Here is a 17,299-nt window from a genome sequence, read left to right on the forward strand (position 1 = left end):
GGTAATTTTATAACGGCCGTTAACTTAATTAGAACGGAGCTTGAACAGATTTTTATTGTGATGGCTCTTGGTTAAAATCAATTAGTTACATTACGAAAGTAATCAGGAGTTATAACATGGCTTTATCAGTAAATACTAACGTGTCATCACTAAATGCACAAAGAAACTTATCAAAATCTAGCGAAGCATTAGGTACATCAATGCAACGTCTTTCATCTGGTATGAAAATCAACAGCGCGAAAGATGATGCGGCAGGTCTACAAATTGCTAACCGTCTTTCTTCACAAATTAATGGGTTAGGTGTTGCACAGCGTAACGCGAATGACGGTATTTCAATGTCGCAAACCGCTGAAGGCGCGATGCAAGAGTCATCAAACATCTTACAACGTATGCGTGACCTATCTTTACAATCAGCAAATGGTTCAAACGATGCAAACGCTCGTGCCGCACTGCAAAAAGAAGTGGGCGCACTACAACAAGAGCTAACGCGTATCGCTGAAACTACTAAATTCGGTGGTACAAGCTTACTAGATGGTTCGTTTGGTACTAAACAATTCCAAGTAGGTGCTAATGCGAACGAAACGATTAATGTAAGTTTGCGTGATGTGTCTGCTGATGCGCTTGGTGCATATGGTGTTAGCGGGGCCGGTTCTGTATTGGGTACTACTGGTGACACGACTTTAGCGCTTCAAAATGCAACAACTGCAGATGCAACTCTTAACATAAATGGTAAAGCAGTATCTGTCGCTACTGGTGATGGTGCAGAAGATATTGCTACTAAAATCAATGCAGTTGCATCAGGCGTAACTGCGACTTCAGAGTTAAGTACAACACTAACAAATCTTGATTCATCTGATGTTGGCAATTTAAATATTGGTGGCGATACGTATGCATTAGCTTCGTTTGGGGGCGATGCCTCACGTCTTGCTGAAGCAATGGTTGCTGATGGTTATGACGTTGTTGAGTCAGCGGGTGATCTAACGATTAAAGCAACAGGCGTTAATGGTATTGAGCTTATTGCAACTGCCGGTACAGCTTCTTTAGGTGGTGGTACGGCTGGTGGTAGCCAAGCTGTTTCATCTACTCTAGAACTTTCTTCTCCAGATAAAATTGGTATCTCTGGTACAACTGTAGATGAAATACTAGGTGGTGGTCTTGGTGCGACGGGTGGTTCAGGTTCATTAACATCAATTGAAGAGGTTGATATCTCTGGTACTACAAGTGCTGGCGCGCAAAATGCAATCGAAACAATTGATGCGGCGCTTGCGCAAATTGATGCACAACGTGCAGACTTGGGTGCGGTACAAAACCGTTTTGGCTTTACCATTGCTAACCTTGCAAACGTATCAGAAAACGTATCAGCTTCTAAAAGCCGTATCGAAGATACAGATTACGCTGCAGAAACGGCTAAACTAACTAAGAACCAGATTATGCAACAGGCTGGTACAACAATCTTAGCTCAGTCTAACCAGTTACCACAGGCAGCACTTAGCTTATTAGGTTAATTTAACAATAAGCTCTATACTTTAACTACTAAGGAAGGGGCAACCCTTCCTTTCTTGTATAGGTATAAAGCTTTTGTCGCTTTATAGTAGGAGCGAATCATGGAAACACAAAGTTTAAATCTAAATATAAGCTCAGCGCAAAAAGGTGAGGTTACCTCAAATTACCAAACCCCAGCAGCACAAGCTAAGCAAAACGCCGATGAGCAAAACAATACACCCGTCACCACTACTGCAAATAATAGTAAAGTTTCTGAAACTGAGTTGTCACCTGAAAAACTAGAGAAGGTGGTACAGCAATTGCAGGACTTTATGGGCGAAATGAATCGTAGCCTACAGTTTAAAGTAGATGAAGATTCTGGCCGTAATGTTATTAAGGTGATTGATAAAGAAAGTGGTGATTTAGTTAAGCAATATCCATCAGAAGAAGTGTTAGGTATTGTGGCTAAGTTAGCGGAAGCAACCGGTGTATTGGTTGATTTTAAAGTTTAGTTAGTTTGAGCAATTAAGAGGGTTAGTAATATGTCTATTTCATTTACAGGTATTGGTTCTGGTTTACAAGTAAACGAAATTGTAAGTGCTTTAGTAAATGCTGAAAAAGCCCCTTATCAAGCTCGTGTTAACAAGCAACAAGCTAATTTCACTACCGATATATCAGCGGTGGGAACATTAAAAGCCTCACTAGAGGAACTTAATGGCTCATTGGAATCGCTGGGTGACATCGAAAACTTCCAACAGCGTACTATCAGTGGCAGTGATGATTTTGTTTCCTTAAGCTCTGAAAAAAACGCGCAAACAAATAACTATTCTATTAAAGTAAACAGCTTAGCTGAAAACCACAAGTTAACCTCAAGTGCCATAGCTGGTGATGAAGCCGTGGGTGAGGGTAAGCTAAGCATTAGCTCAGGTACCAATAATTTTGATATTGATGTGTCTGGCACAGCAACACTTGCTGATATTCGTGATGCTATTAATAACTCTACCGATAACGACTCCGTGAATGCCACTATTATTACCGATGACACGGGGCAGCGCCTAGTATTATCGAGCAAAGAAACCGGCGCCGAAAACGCAATAAAAATTGTGGTTGATGATGTCTCTGATGGCAATAATACAGATGCCTTGGGTTTATCTCGCCTTGCCTATGATAGTGATACAACATCAACAACGTATGCTGAAAACCTAAACGAAGTAACGGCAGCGACCGATGCCTCAATTACGATTGATGGGACGCTTGTTGCGACGAGCAGTACAAATGAATTTAAAGATGTCATTGAGGGTGTCACCATTAATGCCAAAAAAACGCACAATGCAGACGATGATTTAAGTAAAGCAACCATCACTGAAAATAATAATAATGTTGCTGCTGGATTAAAGTCGTTTGTAGAGAAGTTTAATGCATTTATTGACTTATCTAATCAGTTAGGTCGCTCTAGCGCTGAAGAGGGCGTTGGTGCACTTGCGGGTGATTCATTACTTAGAGGCTCTGTTAACCAAGTACGCTCGTTGTTAACCTCGGAATTTAGCACCGGCAATGGTAATACCGACTTTTTAGCTAATTTTGGTATTAGAACTGAGCGTTCAGGTAAATTAAGTATTGATTCTGATGCGCTTAAAGCTGCGGTAGAAAGCGATCCTCAAGCTATTCAAACGTTTTTCGTTGGTGAAAATGATGGTGATGGTTTTGTTGGTCAGCTAGACACGGTGATTAAAGGCTATACTGCGTCTGATGGTATTATCAGCTCTCGTATAGAAGGCCGCGAATCACAAATTTCTAAACTAGAAACTGACGTAGAAAAGTTTAATACCCGTATGGCTAAATATGAAGAGCGATTATATAGCCAGTACAACGCAATGGATTTACTTGTTGCTAACCTAAACTCGACAGGGAGTTACTTGCAACAGCAATTAGCTAACTTACCTGGTGTGGTTAAAAAGTCTAGCTAAACAATTAACCTTGTTTAGCAAATAAAGCCTGGCTTATGAGTCGGGTTTTTTTATGTTTGTTCAATTGTTAGTAACTAACTGTGTTGTTTTATAGTGAGGCTTGAGGAAATAAAAATACAGAGTGAAAAATCTGCTTAATCACTCTGTAAAGGGGAATAAAATAGGGAGAGCTAAAGTAAATAATATTTTTAAATATTAGATTTATACTTATTCACTGCACCTTTGATTTTTTGTTTCTTTATAATTTCTATCGCTAACTTTTGTTTTTCGCTATCAAATAGTGTTGAAAGCTGTGCCACAAATGCGATTAAAAACTCAAGCTCAGATTCAGAATAAAAACCGTCGTCATGCTTTAAAGATTCATTCATGTAACTGTCTAACCGGCTATGAATATTCAGTGCTTGCTCAATATCCCAATCCTGAGAGTCAGTAATCAAACTAACCAGCTCATTGCAGTAGTCTCTGGTCTTACTATCAGTAATTTGTGAGCTCGTAACCTGCTTTAAAGTCATTACAGTTGTGGTTCTCTTTGTTCGAATGGAATTGCTTCCCAGCCTGACTTAATCTCTTTAATTAAGGTAATTACTTCATCAATTTTATCAATGTTGTTTTCAAGGTTTGCAGTTAATAAACAACGCTGACAGTAATCGTACAAAGAGTCTAAGTTAGTTGATACTTCATTATTGTCTTCAAAATTTAACACTTGCTGCAACGCACCAAGTAGCACAATACAATCAGAGATTGCGTTGCCTTTTTTTTCTAACTCTTTACGTTCAATAAATCCTTTTGCAGCAGAGAGCTTGCCAACAATATTTACAAACACGAGTTTAACTTGGTCGTAGGGAGTCATCTCTTTAACGCTGCTAACTGTTATTTGACGGTATTTATTGATTGATGCATGAGCCATAGGTAATTCCTCAAATTTTAATTACTGTGTAGAACCTTAAGCAAGTTTAGTTCCAACATAAGTTTGACTATTACTTATCGGCAAAAACAGTCACACCTTTAAGTAATAATAGCACTTTTTATGAGTTTCTTCTGTGTAGAGTCGCATCCTTATCAGTGGCAAAACGTGTTAGATAATCCATCCTAAGTAGGTATGCCGTTATAAATAGCTAAAGAGTTATTAGTTATAAAGTATTGGCTTTACAGGGCGGGTGTCTGTTTTTTGGCGTTAATGTCAAAAAATCGCCGCTATTGCTTGCATCCAAATCCAACTGGCTTACAATTTGATTAATAAAACAAATTAGTGAAATAAATGGCTCGCTAAAGATGATCTTAATTTTAGATAATAATAACAATCGCTCTATTGGATTATATGCATCGCTTACTTTTATTGGTGAAGCGGTACAATTGCAAACTGAAGCTGACTTTGAGCAGGCGTGTAGCCAGTACCATAATAAAGAATGTATTGTGGTGTTAGGGGCGTTGCAGTCTTTAGATCATGAAAGTTTAATTAAACGCTATCCGACATTTCCTTTTTTATTGATTGGTGAAACGCTCAAACCGCTACTGAGTCTCGCTAATGTTGTTGGATTAATTTGTGAGCCATTTACTCATGAAGTTACCACCCAGTTACTGCATGATTGTCAGCAGTATCAACGTATGCTGCCTCATGAGCATAAACATAACAAAGAAAAAAGCACCTTTGATGGCCTTGTAGGTGAAACCAAAGCGGTAAAAGATTTACGCTTTTTAATTACCCAAGTTGCTAAAACCGATGCCAACGTACTTATTTTAGGTGAGTCGGGCACAGGTAAAGAAGTCGTTGCTCGTAACGTGCATTTGCTCTCTAAGCGTAATAAAGGGCCTTTTGTTCCGGTAAACTGTGGGGCTATCCCTGCTGAGCTACTAGAAAGCGAATTATTTGGCCATGAAAAAGGTGCATTTACCGGCGCTATTTCAGCACGTAAAGGCCGGTTTGAATTGGCGCAAGGTGGCACCCTATTTTTAGATGAAATAGGGGATATGCCACTGCAAATGCAGGTTAAGCTATTGCGAGTACTACAAGAGCGTAGCTATGAGCGCGTTGGCGGTACCAAAGCGATTCAAGCCGATGTACGTGTAATTGCTGCAACCCACCGTGATCTTGAAAGCATGATTGAAAAAGGCTCGTTTCGAGAAGACTTGTACTATCGTCTTAATGTTTTTCCTATTGAAAGCCCTTCGCTTGCACAGCGTGCAGAAGACATCCCTTTGCTACTTAAAGAGCTTATGCGCCGCGTAAATGAACAAAGTGGAACCACTGCTAAGTTTACAGAGCGCGCTATCGATAGTTTAAAAGAGCATTCTTGGCCGGGTAATATTCGTGAGCTGGCTAATCTTGTTGAGCGTATGGTTATTATGTTTCCCGATAAAGTGGTGGATGTTCCTGATTTACCTAATAAATACCGCTATATTGAAGTTGAAGCTTATGAGCCTCAGTATCCAGAAGAACTGATGGAGCGTGATGCGTTTAATGATATCTTTAGCGGCGGATTTAGCGAAGACGAAATAGATCTCGAAGATGATTTTGCTCAAGCGGCCCCTGGGTTATTGCCCGATGAAGGTATTGAACTTAAAGAGTACTTAGCTGAGCTTGAAATTAACTTAATCACCCAGGCATTAGAGCGCTTTGATTACGTTGTTGCCCGTGCTGCTGAAGTGCTAGGCGTAAGGCGAACAACACTGGTTGAAAAAATGAAAAAATATAACCTTTCTAGAGATTGAGGGTTAAGTGCAGATATTAGGTACTAGGTGTAAGGTGTTAGGTTAGAAAAAATAAACACTGCGCTTAACTTTTAGAGCGGGTTTACCTCGTGTCTCGTAACCCGCAGCTCTAGCCTTAGCCTAGCTTTTTAACTTCTTCCTTCCTAAAACAATCATTACTATGATCGTTAACCATCCCACACGCCTGCATATAGGCATACACTGTGGTTGGGCCTAAAAATTTAAAGCCACGCTTTTTTAAATCTTTTGCAAATAATGTTGATGCCTCAGTAACTGCGGGGTAATCGGCCAGTGTTTCTAAATCGTTTACCTGAGGTTTATTACCAACAAACCGCCACTGATAATCACTAAAACTGCCAAACTCTTCTTGTATAGCGATAAAGCATTTTGCGTTATTAATTGTTGCGACAATTTTTAAGCGATTGCGAACTATACCCACATTTTGCATTAATTTTTCTATGTCGTGCTCAGTAAAGGCCGCTATTTTGCGTACATCAAAATTGGCGAAGGCATTTTTATAATTCTCACGCTTTTTTAATATGGTATACCAGCTGAGTCCCGCTTGTGCCGATTCTAATGTCAAAAACTCAAAAAGTAGTTGATCGTCATGCACAGGGACGCCCCATTCATGATCATGATAATCCACATAGTCAGGTTTTGTTGTATCTAGCCATGGGCAACGGCACTGAGTCTCTTTATTCATGCATGTTCCTTTGCGCGTCATTTTTACGACACACGTTTTGTTGGTTTAATTTATTGAATTTACTAGCAAATAATTTTGGTACATATTGTGCATTAGCCATTGCATCTACATTATTTTAGAGAGTTGATTATGGCCCTTGCAAGTGTGCTAAAACCCCAGTTTATTTCTGCTAATCAGTATAACCCATGTTTACTGCAAGAGGAGTATGTTGGTGAGTTGAGTGATTTGCGTCAACAGGCAAGTTGGCTTTCTCATTTAGTTGATACTATGCCTGCGGGCGTAATTGTACTCGACGGCAAAGGAATGATCGCTAAGGCGAATCAAATTGCTATCGATATGCTCGGTGAACCACTAGAAGGTGAGAAGTGGTTTAGTGTTATTCAGCGCTCATTTCGCCCTCATCAAGATGATGGTCATGAAGTGTCGTTAAAAGATGGGCGCTTAATAAAACTCGATATTACCGCACTTGCGCCAGAGCCAGGGCAACTTATATTAATGACCGACTTAACTGAAACCCGACGCTTACAAAAGCGGGTAGCGCATATGCAGCGTTTAAGTGCGTTAGGTAAAATGGTGGCATCTTTGGCTCATCAAGTGCGTACTCCTTTATCGGCGGCTATGTTATACGCTGCAAATCTTGGGTCAAAGCGTTTACCAGAAGCCTCACGCGGCAGTTTTCACACTAAATTAATGTCTCGTTTAAAAGATTTAGAAACCCAAGTAAACGACATGCTGCTATTTGCCAAAAGTGGTGATCAACAGGTGGTTGAGCAAGTGTCGATGCAACAGTTACTCAGTGAAGTTAAAGCCGGTGCTGATGCCATGGTAGCGCTTAATGATAGCGAATTAAATGTAAGCTTACCTGAACCCGATATAGAAATTATGGGTAATAAAACCGCATTGGCAAGTGCTATTCAAAATCTTATTCATAACAGTATTCAAGTGATTGGCAGTGACGCTCAAGTGCAGCTTAGCGCTTCGCGCGATAAGCAAAACGCTGACTTTGTACGCATTAGCGTTAGTGACAATGGTCCAGGTATTGACCTAGGCCAGAGCGAGAAAATATTTGAGCCTTTTTATACCACTAAAAGCCAAGGTACAGGCTTAGGGCTTGCCGTTGTTAGTTCGGTAGCCGGTGCACACCAAGGGCGGGTTGAGGCAAACAACAACCCACATGGGGGAGCAATTTTCAGTATGTTGCTGCCTATTAGTGTCACATCTAAATTAGGGGAGTCACATGAGTAACACTATTTTAGTTGTAGAAGACGACGCCGGACTTCGTGAAGCATTAATTGATACTTTAGAAATGTCGGGCATCGCTTGCATGGCAGCCAACAGTGCTGAGCAAGCCATGTTGCTATTAAAAAAAGACGCATTTTCACTGGTGGTCAGTGATGTGCAAATGGGCGCAATGAGTGGCCTAGATTTATTACGTAGTATTAAATTAAATCACCCTGATTTACCCGTACTGATGATGACAGCCTATGCCACCATTGATGATGCGGTTGAGGCAATGCGCTTAGGCGCCATCGATTATATGGCTAAGCCATTTGCCCCAGAAGTCTTGTTGAATATGGTGAGCCGTTACTTGCCTGAAAAGGAAAAAGAAACAGACGGTCCCATTGTTGCCGACCCTAGTAGTATTCAATTACTCGAACTTGCTAGTAAAGTGGCGCGTTCAGATGCCAGTGTGATGGTGCTTGGGCCAAGTGGCTCAGGTAAAGAAGTGCTGGCGCGCTATATTCATGACAAGTCAAAGCGCTGTAATGAACCGTTTGTAGCGATTAACTGTGCTGCTATTCCGGAAAACATGCTTGAAGCTACTTTATTTGGCTACGAAAAAGGCGCGTTTACCGGTGCCATTCAGGCCTGTCCAGGTAAGTTTGAACAAGCGCAGGGAGGAACTATCTTACTTGATGAAATTACCGAGATGGATTTAGGCTTACAAGCCAAATTACTGCGGGTATTGCAAGAACGCGAAGTTGAGCGTTTAGGTGGTCGAAAAACTATTTCACTAGATGTACGTGTGCTTGCTACCAGTAACCGCGAATTAAAAGAGGCAGTTGCTGATAATCAGTTCCGCGAAGATTTATATTATCGACTTAATGTTTTCCCTTTGCTGTGGCGGCCTCTGTGTGAACGCCCAGGTGATATTATTGTGCTGGCGAAACACTTAATTGAACGCCATTTAAGTAAAAGTAAAGAGCCAATGGCGTACCTAGATACAAGCGCTGAACAAAAACTGCTTAGCCATAGCTGGCCGGGTAATGTTCGTGAACTGGATAACGTTATCCAACGCGCTTTAATTTTACGCAGTGGCAGTACTATTGATGAGCATGCGATTTTTATCGAAAATTTAACGCCAACTCAGTTTGTGGTTGAAACAACGTCAGTGCCTGAGCCTACAAATAATAGCTTCAGTAATGCTTATTATGATGAAAAAACAATACCCGAAGATGAACAAAAAAATGATTTGCTCGCCTTAGACACGGGGAGTTATAAAGATGAGCTTAAAGATAAAGAACATCGCATTATTTTAGAAACCTTGGCGCGTTGTCAAGGAAAGCGTAAAGAAGTGGCCGAAACCTTAGGTATTAGTCCACGTACTTTACGTTACAAATTAGCGCAAATGCGCGACTTAGGTATTTCCCTCCCTGCATAACTTCAACAGCCCTAGATCTAAGTAACTGATTTTAGGGCTGTCAAAACTCTGACTACGCAAAATAACAGCTTAAACCCATGTTTTAATTGGTTTTTATTTTTGGCATGTTTTGTGCTTTATTCTCTTTAAGAGTTTACTGCATTATCAGAGACAATTATGAAAATTCAAAACAGTGCTTTATTTCAAGAAATGCAATCTATGGCTTCAGAAGCCACGCGTAATAATCAAGTTAATAACTTACCAACGCAAGTGCAATCAACGTCTACAGCGCAATTTGGTGATATGCTGAGTAATGCACTAAATACAGTGCATGAGTTACAGCAAGACACAGGACAAAAAGTAAAAGCAGTAGAGACTGGCGACAGAAGCGTATCGCTTGCTGAAGCAATGATTGCTTCGCAAAAGTCTTCTGTGGCATTTGAAGCTACGGTACAGGTTCGTAATAAGCTTGTTGAATCTTACAAAGAAATTATGAACATGCCTGTTTAACTAGGTAGTGGAGAATTATTGTGGCGCAATCTAATCAATCTACAGATCTGGCACTTGCTGATGGCATGATGGAGCAAAGTGAAAACGAAGATCAACAAGAGCAAAAGTCAGGCTATTTCAGCGCCCTTGGCGGTGTTGATGTTTTACGTCAAATTACCCTGATTGTTGCATTGGCCATTTGTTTAGCCATTGCTATTTTCGTTATTATTTGGGCTCGTCAGCCAGATATGCGCCCATTAGGTAAAATGCAAACCCAAGAGTTAATAGAAACACTCGACTTTTTAGATGCGCAAAAAATTGACTACCAGCTTGATGGTAATGTGGTTTCAGTTGATGAAACAGAGTATCAAAATATTAAGTTACTGATGACCCGTGAAGGTTTAGATCAAGGGCCGACATCAGGTAGCGATATTATTATGCAAGATATGGGGTTTGGGGTAAGCCAACGTTTAGAACGTGAGCGCCTTAAACATGGCCGTGAGCAACAACTTGCCCGTACTATAGAAGAGCTAAACAATGTTACTCGCGCCAAGGTGTTGTTAGCTATTCCAAAAGAAAATGTGTTCGCTCGTCGAGAGAAAAAACCCTCAGCTACTGTTGTACTTACGCTTAAGCGTGGTCGCTCACTAGATAGCGAAGAAGTTGACTCAGTAGTTGATATGATTGCTTCTGCGGTACAAGGGCTAGAGCCTTCTCGCGTAACGGTGACCGATCAAAACGGCCGTTTATTAAATTCAGGTTCACAAACCTCTCTGGCTGCACGCTCTCGTAAAGAGTACGACCTAGAGCGCAAACGTGAACAAGAATACCTAGAAAAAATTGACAGCATTTTAATTCCCGTCGTTGGCTTGGGTAATTACACCGCCCAAGTAGATTTAAGCATGGACTTTAGTTCAATAGAAGAAACACAAAAACGCTATAATCCAGATTTACCAGCGGTAAGAAGTGAAACCACTTTTGAAGAAAATAATATAGGTGGTCTAGCGGTAGGTATTCCTGGTGCACTCACTAATCAGCCTCCGGTAAATTCAACGATACCTGAAGATGCGATGGCTGGTGGTGCGGGCACTGCTACGTCACCAAGTCGTACTCACAAAGAAGCTACCCGTAACTATGAACTCGATACCACTATTTCACATAAGCGTCAGCAAACCGGTGTGATCCGCAGAATAAGTGTGTCCGTGGCGGTCGATTACTTACCTACGGTGGGTGAAAATGGTGAAACAACCATGACACCACGCTCGGTAGAAGCTTTGTCAAATATTCGTCGCTTGTTACAAGGTGGCGTAGGCTTTGATATGCAACGTGGCGATGCTCTTGAAGTAGTAACCGTGCCATTCGTTCGTGAAGACTCAGCGCTTGATTTTGAATTGCCTTTGTGGGAACAAGACTGGTTTATGAAAATGATGCGCTTAGTATTAGGTGCGCTGGTTATTATTGTACTGATATTAGCTGTTGTTAAACCTATGCTTAAACGCTTAATTTACCCAGATAATACACTTGAAGAATATGATGAAGACTCTCTTAGTTCAGGTGTTGACCTTGGTGACAGCACATTAGATATGCTAAATAATGACTTTGATTCTGCTTCAGTTGGCTTCTCAAGCGATGGTACACTACAGTTACCAGACTTACATGGCGACGAAGACTTATTGAAAGCGGTTCGTGCCCTTGTAGCCAATGAACCAGAACTATCATCACAAGTAGTGAAAGCGTGGTTAACAGAAGATGACTGATCAAGAACAAAAACAACTACCACCGGCGTTTGATGTTGATAAGCTCGATGGTGTAGATAAAGCGGCGATATTATTACTGAGCTTATCTGAAGAAGATGCAGCGCAAATCCTTAAACACTTAGAGCCAAAACAAGTGCAAAAGGTAGGTATGGCTATGGCGGCAATCGATGATTTGTCGCAAGCTAAAATTAGCGCAGTTCATAATTTGTTTATTGAACAAATTCAGAGCTTTAGTACGATAGGTTTTCAGTCTGAAGATTTTATCAAAAAAGCACTTACTGCTGCATTAGGTGAAGATAAAGCCGCCAGCTTAATAGACCAAATTGTTATGGGCTCAGGCGCTAAAGGGCTTGATTCATTAAAATGGATGGACTCAAAGCAGGTAGCTAACATTATTCGTAATGAGCATCCGCAAATTCAAACAATTGTGCTTTCTTATTTAGAGCCGGAACAATCAGCTGAAATTTTAGCGCAATTTCCTGAAAAAGTGCGCCTAGATTTAACCATGCGTATTGCCAATTTAGAAGAAGTACAACCAGCAGCTTTACAAGAATTAAACGAAATTATGGAAAAACAATTTGCTGGTCAAGCAGGTGCACAAGCTGCGAAGATGGGTGGCTTAAAAGCGGCTGCAGATATTATGAACTACCTCGATACCAATGTTGAAGGGCAGTTAATGGATTCTATCCGTGAGCATGACGAAGAAATGTCGCAACAAATTCAAGACTTAATGTTTGTTTTCGAAAACTTAATGGATGTAGAAGACAGAGGCATCCAAGCAATTTTACGCGAAGTGCCGCAAGATGTACTGATGAAAGCCATTAAAGGTACTGACGAAGCGCTTAAAGAGAAGATCTTGGGTAACATGTCTAAACGTGCCGCTGAAATGCTTGCTGATGACTTAGAGGCTATGGCGCCAGTGCGTATTAGCGAAGTAGAGGCAGCGCAAAAAGAAATACTGTCAACAGCACGTCGTCTATCAGATTCAGGTGAAATTATGCTTGGTGGTGGCGGTGGTGAGGAGTTCTTATAATCTATGAGTAACTCTAAGGGTCGCCCGTTACACGCTGATGAAGCTGATGAGCTATTAAAAAATTGGCCAATTCCTGACGTTGCGCCAGATGAGCGAAGTTTTGGCAATCGCTCGACCGCTTATGGCACGCCATTGGCAGAGCTGTACCATAAAGAAATGGCCAAAGAGCAAGCTGAAGAACCTGAAGAGCAAGAGCTTCCTTCTCTTACTATGGTGGAGCTTGAGCGCATTCGCCAAGACGCGTACGAGGAAGGCCTTAAGCAAGGACACGAGCAAGGCTATATAGATGGCTTTGATAAGGGCGTAACCGAGGGGAAAGAAGCGGGTTACAAAGAAGGTGTTGAACTGGGTAAAACCCAAGGCCAAGAGGACGTTAAGCCTTTAATGGATGAGCAGTTAACTCACTTACGTAGCCTATTAGATAGTTTATCCGATCCACTTAAAAAAGTGGATGAGCAAGCAGAAAAACAGTTAGTGCAGTTAGCGACCATGCTCAGTGAAGCAATCATTTATCAAGAGATAAAAACCTCGCCTGATATTATTTTACATACCTTGAAAAAAAGCATTGATGCACTAAATGCAGAGCAACAGAAAGTTAAAATTCATCTTCACCCAGAAGACCTAGCACTAATAAAAACCAGTTATGGTGAGCAAGCTATTGAAGATAATCATTGGCAGTTAATTCCAGAACCCACATTGGAGCGTGGCGGTTGTGAAGTGAAGACAACACTATCGTCTTTAGATATGACCTTGAAAACTCGTGTCAAAGAAACATTGGATAGTTTTTTGCATAACAGTGGTATCTAACTTTTTATTGGCGTGCAATGTCTGTGAGCGATACTTCATTAAGCGAACGCTTATCTAAATACCAACGACATATTAAAACCCCAGCACCTGCAGTTGCGGGCGTTTTAACCCGTGTGGTTGGTTTAACACTTGAAGCCAAAGGCCTGAGAGCTCCAGTAGGCAGCCAATGTAAAATTGAAACCATGAATGGCTTTGTTGACGCCGAGATTGTTGGTTTTAACGATCAAACCTTATACTTAATGCCTAATGATCATATCTCAGGTGTGCTGCCTGGTGCCCGAGTTATTCCTCAAGTTAATGATACTGGTTTACCGGTTGGTATGAGTCTACTTGGCCGGGTTGTCGACGGTTTAGGGCGCCCTTTAGATGGGCTGGGGAAAATAAACGCAGAACACACACTTAAATTCGCTCAAAACGCAATAAACCCACTGGCAAGGCGCCCCATTAGTAAACCTATGGATGTGGGGGTACGGGCTATCAACTCAGTAATTACGGTAGGCCAAGGCCAGCGTATGGGTTTATTTGCAGGCTCCGGTGTGGGTAAATCAGTACTATTGGGCATGATGACTCGAGGCAGTGAAGCCGATGTGATTGTAGTGGGTTTAGTCGGTGAGCGTGGCCGAGAAGTTAAAGAATTTATTGAAGAAATACTAGGTGTTGAAGGACGTAAACGCTCAGTTGTTGTTGCCGCGCCCGCTGATGCTTCACCATTAATGCGATTAAAAGGCTGTGAGAGCGCAGTCACCATTGCAGAGTATTTTCGAGATCAAGGGTTAAACGTTTTGTTACTGCTTGACTCGGTGACGCGTTATGCCATGGCGCAGCGTGAAATAGCGCTGGCTGTAGGTGAACCTCCTGCAACCAAAGGTTATCCGCCTTCAGTATTTGCTAAATTACCCGCATTAGTGGAACGTGCCGGTAATGGCGGAGAGGGGCAAGGCTCTATTACTGCCTTTTTTACTGTACTGAGTGAAGGTGATGATATGCAAGACCCAATTGCTGATGCCGCACGTGCCATACTTGATGGACATATTGTTTTATCGCGTGATTTAGCTGACAGCGGCCATTACCCTGCCATTGACATAGAAAAGTCTATTTCTCGAGTAATGCCACAAGTGGTTTCAGAGCCACATATGCAACAAGCTCGAGTACTTAAACAGGTATATTCTATGTATCAACAGAACAAAGACATGATCACCTTAGGTGCTTATCAAAAAGGCAGTGACCAAATGCTCGATCAGGCAATAAACATGATGCCAAGAGTAAACGCATTTTTACAACAAGGTATGCGCGACGTGATCAGCTATGATGATGGCCTACAAGGGCTCGCTCAATTATTAGGACAAGCATAATGGCAAAAAATAAACTGCATTTGTTGCTTAAGCTTGAAAATGAAAAAGAAGAAACTTTGCGGATGAGCTATTTGCAAGCCAATCAAAACTTGCAGCTAAATCAGCAAAAGCTGCAAGGCTTAAATGACTTTCGACTGGAATATACACAGCAACTGCATATTAAAGGTCAATCGGGCTTATCAAGTGCCGGATTTAGCCAGTATCACGCATTCATAGCCAAGATTGAAGAGGCTACTCGTCAACAAGCGAGTACCGTTAATACCGCAAAACAAGTAGTAAGTCAGCGTAAAACGTTATGGTTAAAACAGCAAGTTAAAGCCAAAGCGGTTGCTAAGCTAATTGAAAAGCAACAGCTAAAAGCGGACATGCTGGTGGCTAAGAATGAACAAAAAATGCTAGACGAGTTTTCGTCAAATCAGTTTTATCAAAGGAATAAAGCGCTATAAGGTAGGCATGTTAATTGCTTAGATTCTATAAGAGCAATGTTTGTTAGGATTGTGCGGTGGGCTGTTGCCGCTTTTATTAGGTGATTTATGGCGATGAATGATATTTCAATGTTGGCGGTATCTGAGCAAGACTCATACTTAGTCAAAAAAGACAGTGATAAAGCAAAGCTAGATAGCAGTAATGATGCTGGTTTTTTTGATCAATTAGCCCTTGCTAGTCAAGCTTCTGAAACACAAGGGGCGCAAGCCAAAGCGCCACAAAAACAATCATCAGATGAACCATCCGACTTAAAAGAGCAAACTAACGAAGATAAGCCTTTGAGCGGTGAAGATATGCTGGCGCAAATTAATGCGGCACAGGTAATCGATACCTCAGTAAAAAATCCCCCTCATGGCGGTGCACAGTTAATAGATAAAGACGGTGTCAAAATAAACATCAAGCCTGAAGATAAGCTTGCACCTATTGTTATTAATTTGCCAAGTGATGAAATTGTTGATGACGCTGCCATTTCACAAACACAAAATGTTGTAGGTGTTGAATCAGCGAGCAAAGCTGCAGTGGAGTCTTCACAGCTCGGTACTAAATCGATAGCGACAGCTGGACAATATGAGGCTGTTACAAATGATCTAGCGGTGGCCAAACCATCAGAAAAGCCGACTGATACTACCGGCACGAAAGCATCGATAGATGCGTCTGTTTTGGCGCTGTTATCAAAAGATGATAATGCAATTAAAGCAGATAAACTTTTAGCAAACTTAACGCCTGCTCAACAAGATGAACTAGCCACTGAGCTTGATGCTATCAGTAAGCCCATTAATAAAGACAATATAGCGGATTTAAAGCAGTTACTCAGTAAGTATGTTAGCGAAAGTGAGAAGCCGCAGACTCCTCAGCAGGTCATTAATGCACAAATAAGTACGCTAACTACCCCAGAGAAACAGGCATTGCTCAATCAATTGCAGGGATACATTAAAAGCGAGTCTCTATCTACTAAAGAACTGACCTCTTTAAAAGGAGTTATCAGTGATTTAGAAACTGCTATTAACGCAGATACTTTGTTTAGTGCCAAAGATAAGCCATTGTTTGCCAATAATACTTTGACACCAGTTGTTACACCTAAAACACAACAAGGTACTGAATCAGCTAATGTAAAACCTGAGCTAAAACCAGAGGGTTCAAAATCGGTAGCCGAAACACCTGAGGAGCTTGCTAAGCAGCTCGATGCGTTACAAAAAGAGAGTATGCGTGCCACTAACGCAGAACAAATGCCACCGCGTGCTGCACAGGTTTTTTCTCAAATCATTAATATATTTGATAAATCGTCGCTTAATACGCTCGCTAAATACGATACTTTAGGCTACGAGCAAGCTATTATTGAAGCGCAAAGTTTACAGGCCGGGCAGTTGCAAAGTACTGCACAAGCTAAACAGGTAAGCATTGATCCTGCTACCTTACAGGCGTTAAATATTATTAAAAGTGATGCCGCAAAAATGCTACAAGAGCGCGTTAGCTCAATGTTAAGTATTAATAATAAAGAAGCTGAAATTCGTTTAGATCCGCCAGAAATGGGCAGTATGCAGATTCGTATTCGAAGTGATGCAGAGCAAGCACAAATAAACTTTGTAGTGCAAAATCAGCAAGCCAAAGAAGCATTGGAGCAGTCGCTACCTAGGCTTAGAGAATTATTAATGCAGCAGGGTTTAGAGCTAGGTGAAAGCAGTATTTCTTATGGCGATTCATCGGCAGAACAAAATGAGCAGCAAGAAGGTCAGGCACAAGGTCAAATGGCTAATAATCGCTCTTCAGATGAGACAAATAGTGAGCAACCAGATAAGCAAACACATAGTTCTGGACAACAAACGTCATCATCAATAGATTACTATGCCTAAGTCCTGCTATTATAATAGTTAAA

Annotated in this window: 16 protein-coding genes; 13 read left to right on the top strand and 3 right to left on the bottom strand. The window is 41.3% G+C overall.

The genetic code is table 11. The features are described from left to right. The first annotated feature begins 116 nt into the window (after positions 1-116). From AC27JR_RS15595 to fliD, 3 genes are all read left to right on the top strand, one after another. Positions 117-1,505: a flagellin gene (locus AC27JR_RS15595; RefSeq protein WP_487174101.1), complete on the top strand. Its 1,389-nt coding sequence runs from the start codon at positions 117-119 to the stop codon at positions 1,503-1,505. 99 nt (positions 1,506-1,604) lie between these two features. Further along, a complete protein-coding gene (locus AC27JR_RS15600) occupies positions 1,605-1,994 on the top strand; it encodes a flagellar protein FlaG (RefSeq protein ID WP_487174103.1) in 390 nt (129 codons plus the stop codon). A gap of 30 nt (positions 1,995-2,024) precedes the next feature. Further along, on the top strand, positions 2,025-3,449 hold the full coding sequence (gene fliD, locus AC27JR_RS15605) for a flagellar filament capping protein FliD (RefSeq protein WP_487174104.1): 1,425 nt from the start codon (positions 2,025-2,027) through the stop codon (positions 3,447-3,449). Between the two features lie 188 nt (positions 3,450-3,637). Here the strand turns inward: fliD and AC27JR_RS15610 are convergent, their stop codons facing one another. Both AC27JR_RS15610 and fliS read right to left on the bottom strand, forming a co-directional pair. Beyond that, on the bottom strand, positions 3,638-3,961 hold the full coding sequence (locus AC27JR_RS15610; protein WP_487174105.1) for a hypothetical protein: 324 nt from the start codon (positions 3,959-3,961) through the stop codon (positions 3,638-3,640). After that, positions 3,961-4,356, bottom strand: coding sequence for a flagellar export chaperone FliS (gene fliS / locus AC27JR_RS15615; protein WP_008112168.1), 396 nt, complete (start codon positions 4,354-4,356; stop codon positions 3,961-3,963). Before fliS ends, AC27JR_RS15610 begins: the two co-directional genes overlap by 1 nt. Positions 4,357-4,721: 365 nt before the next feature. Between fliS and AC27JR_RS15620 the strand changes: the two genes are divergently transcribed. Next, entirely contained in the window at positions 4,722-6,158 is a 1,437-nt protein-coding gene (locus AC27JR_RS15620) for a sigma-54 dependent transcriptional regulator (protein ID WP_076918280.1), read from the top strand. Between the two features lie 115 nt (positions 6,159-6,273). Here the strand turns inward: AC27JR_RS15620 and AC27JR_RS15625 are convergent, their stop codons facing one another. After that, positions 6,274-6,861, bottom strand: a complete 588-nt coding sequence (locus AC27JR_RS15625; protein WP_487174106.1) for a DNA-3-methyladenine glycosylase I — start codon at positions 6,859-6,861, stop codon at positions 6,274-6,276. Between the two features lie 129 nt (positions 6,862-6,990). On the opposite strand from AC27JR_RS15625, the gene AC27JR_RS15630 reads away from it, so the two are divergent. The 9 genes from AC27JR_RS15630 (at position 6,991) to AC27JR_RS15670 (ending at position 17,276) form a co-directional block, all read left to right on the top strand. Beyond that, positions 6,991-8,106, top strand: coding sequence for a sensor histidine kinase (locus AC27JR_RS15630; protein WP_076918278.1), 1,116 nt, complete (start codon positions 6,991-6,993; stop codon positions 8,104-8,106). Beyond that, complete coding sequence (locus tag AC27JR_RS15635; protein ID WP_487174107.1) at positions 8,099-9,523, top strand: sigma-54-dependent transcriptional regulator; 1,425 nt, start codon at positions 8,099-8,101, stop codon at positions 9,521-9,523. Before AC27JR_RS15630 ends, AC27JR_RS15635 begins: the two co-directional genes overlap by 8 nt. A gap of 156 nt (positions 9,524-9,679) precedes the next feature. After that, positions 9,680-10,012 (top strand): flagellar hook-basal body complex protein FliE, encoded by a 333-nt coding sequence (gene fliE, locus AC27JR_RS15640; RefSeq protein WP_131691405.1) that lies wholly within the window; start codon positions 9,680-9,682, stop codon positions 10,010-10,012. Positions 10,013-10,032: 20 nt separating this feature from the next. Continuing rightward, entirely contained in the window at positions 10,033-11,748 is a 1,716-nt protein-coding gene (fliF, locus tag AC27JR_RS15645) for a flagellar basal-body MS-ring/collar protein FliF (RefSeq protein ID WP_487174108.1), read from the top strand. Next, complete coding sequence (fliG, locus tag AC27JR_RS15650; RefSeq protein WP_010387902.1) at positions 11,741-12,781, top strand: flagellar motor switch protein FliG; 1,041 nt, start codon at positions 11,741-11,743, stop codon at positions 12,779-12,781. Before fliF ends, fliG begins: the two co-directional genes overlap by 8 nt. 3 nt (positions 12,782-12,784) lie before the next feature. After that, the gene (gene fliH / locus AC27JR_RS15655; protein WP_335674774.1) at positions 12,785-13,588 is read left to right on the top strand and encodes a flagellar assembly protein FliH; all 804 of its coding nucleotides are present in this window, start codon (positions 12,785-12,787) and stop codon (positions 13,586-13,588) included. Between the two features lie 17 nt (positions 13,589-13,605). Then, positions 13,606-14,940, top strand: a complete 1,335-nt coding sequence (fliI, locus tag AC27JR_RS15660) for a flagellar protein export ATPase FliI (protein ID WP_076918273.1) — start codon at positions 13,606-13,608, stop codon at positions 14,938-14,940. Then, positions 14,940-15,386 (top strand): flagellar export protein FliJ, encoded by a 447-nt coding sequence (fliJ, locus tag AC27JR_RS15665; RefSeq protein ID WP_010387909.1) that lies wholly within the window; start codon positions 14,940-14,942, stop codon positions 15,384-15,386. Before fliI ends, fliJ begins: the two co-directional genes overlap by 1 nt. Before the next feature lie 87 nt (positions 15,387-15,473). Next, entirely contained in the window at positions 15,474-17,276 is a 1,803-nt protein-coding gene (locus AC27JR_RS15670) for a flagellar hook-length control protein FliK (RefSeq protein ID WP_487174109.1), read from the top strand. Positions 17,277-17,299: the final 23 nt, after the last annotated feature.

The organism is Pseudoalteromonas sp. NH0006-26, assembly GCF_057552415.1.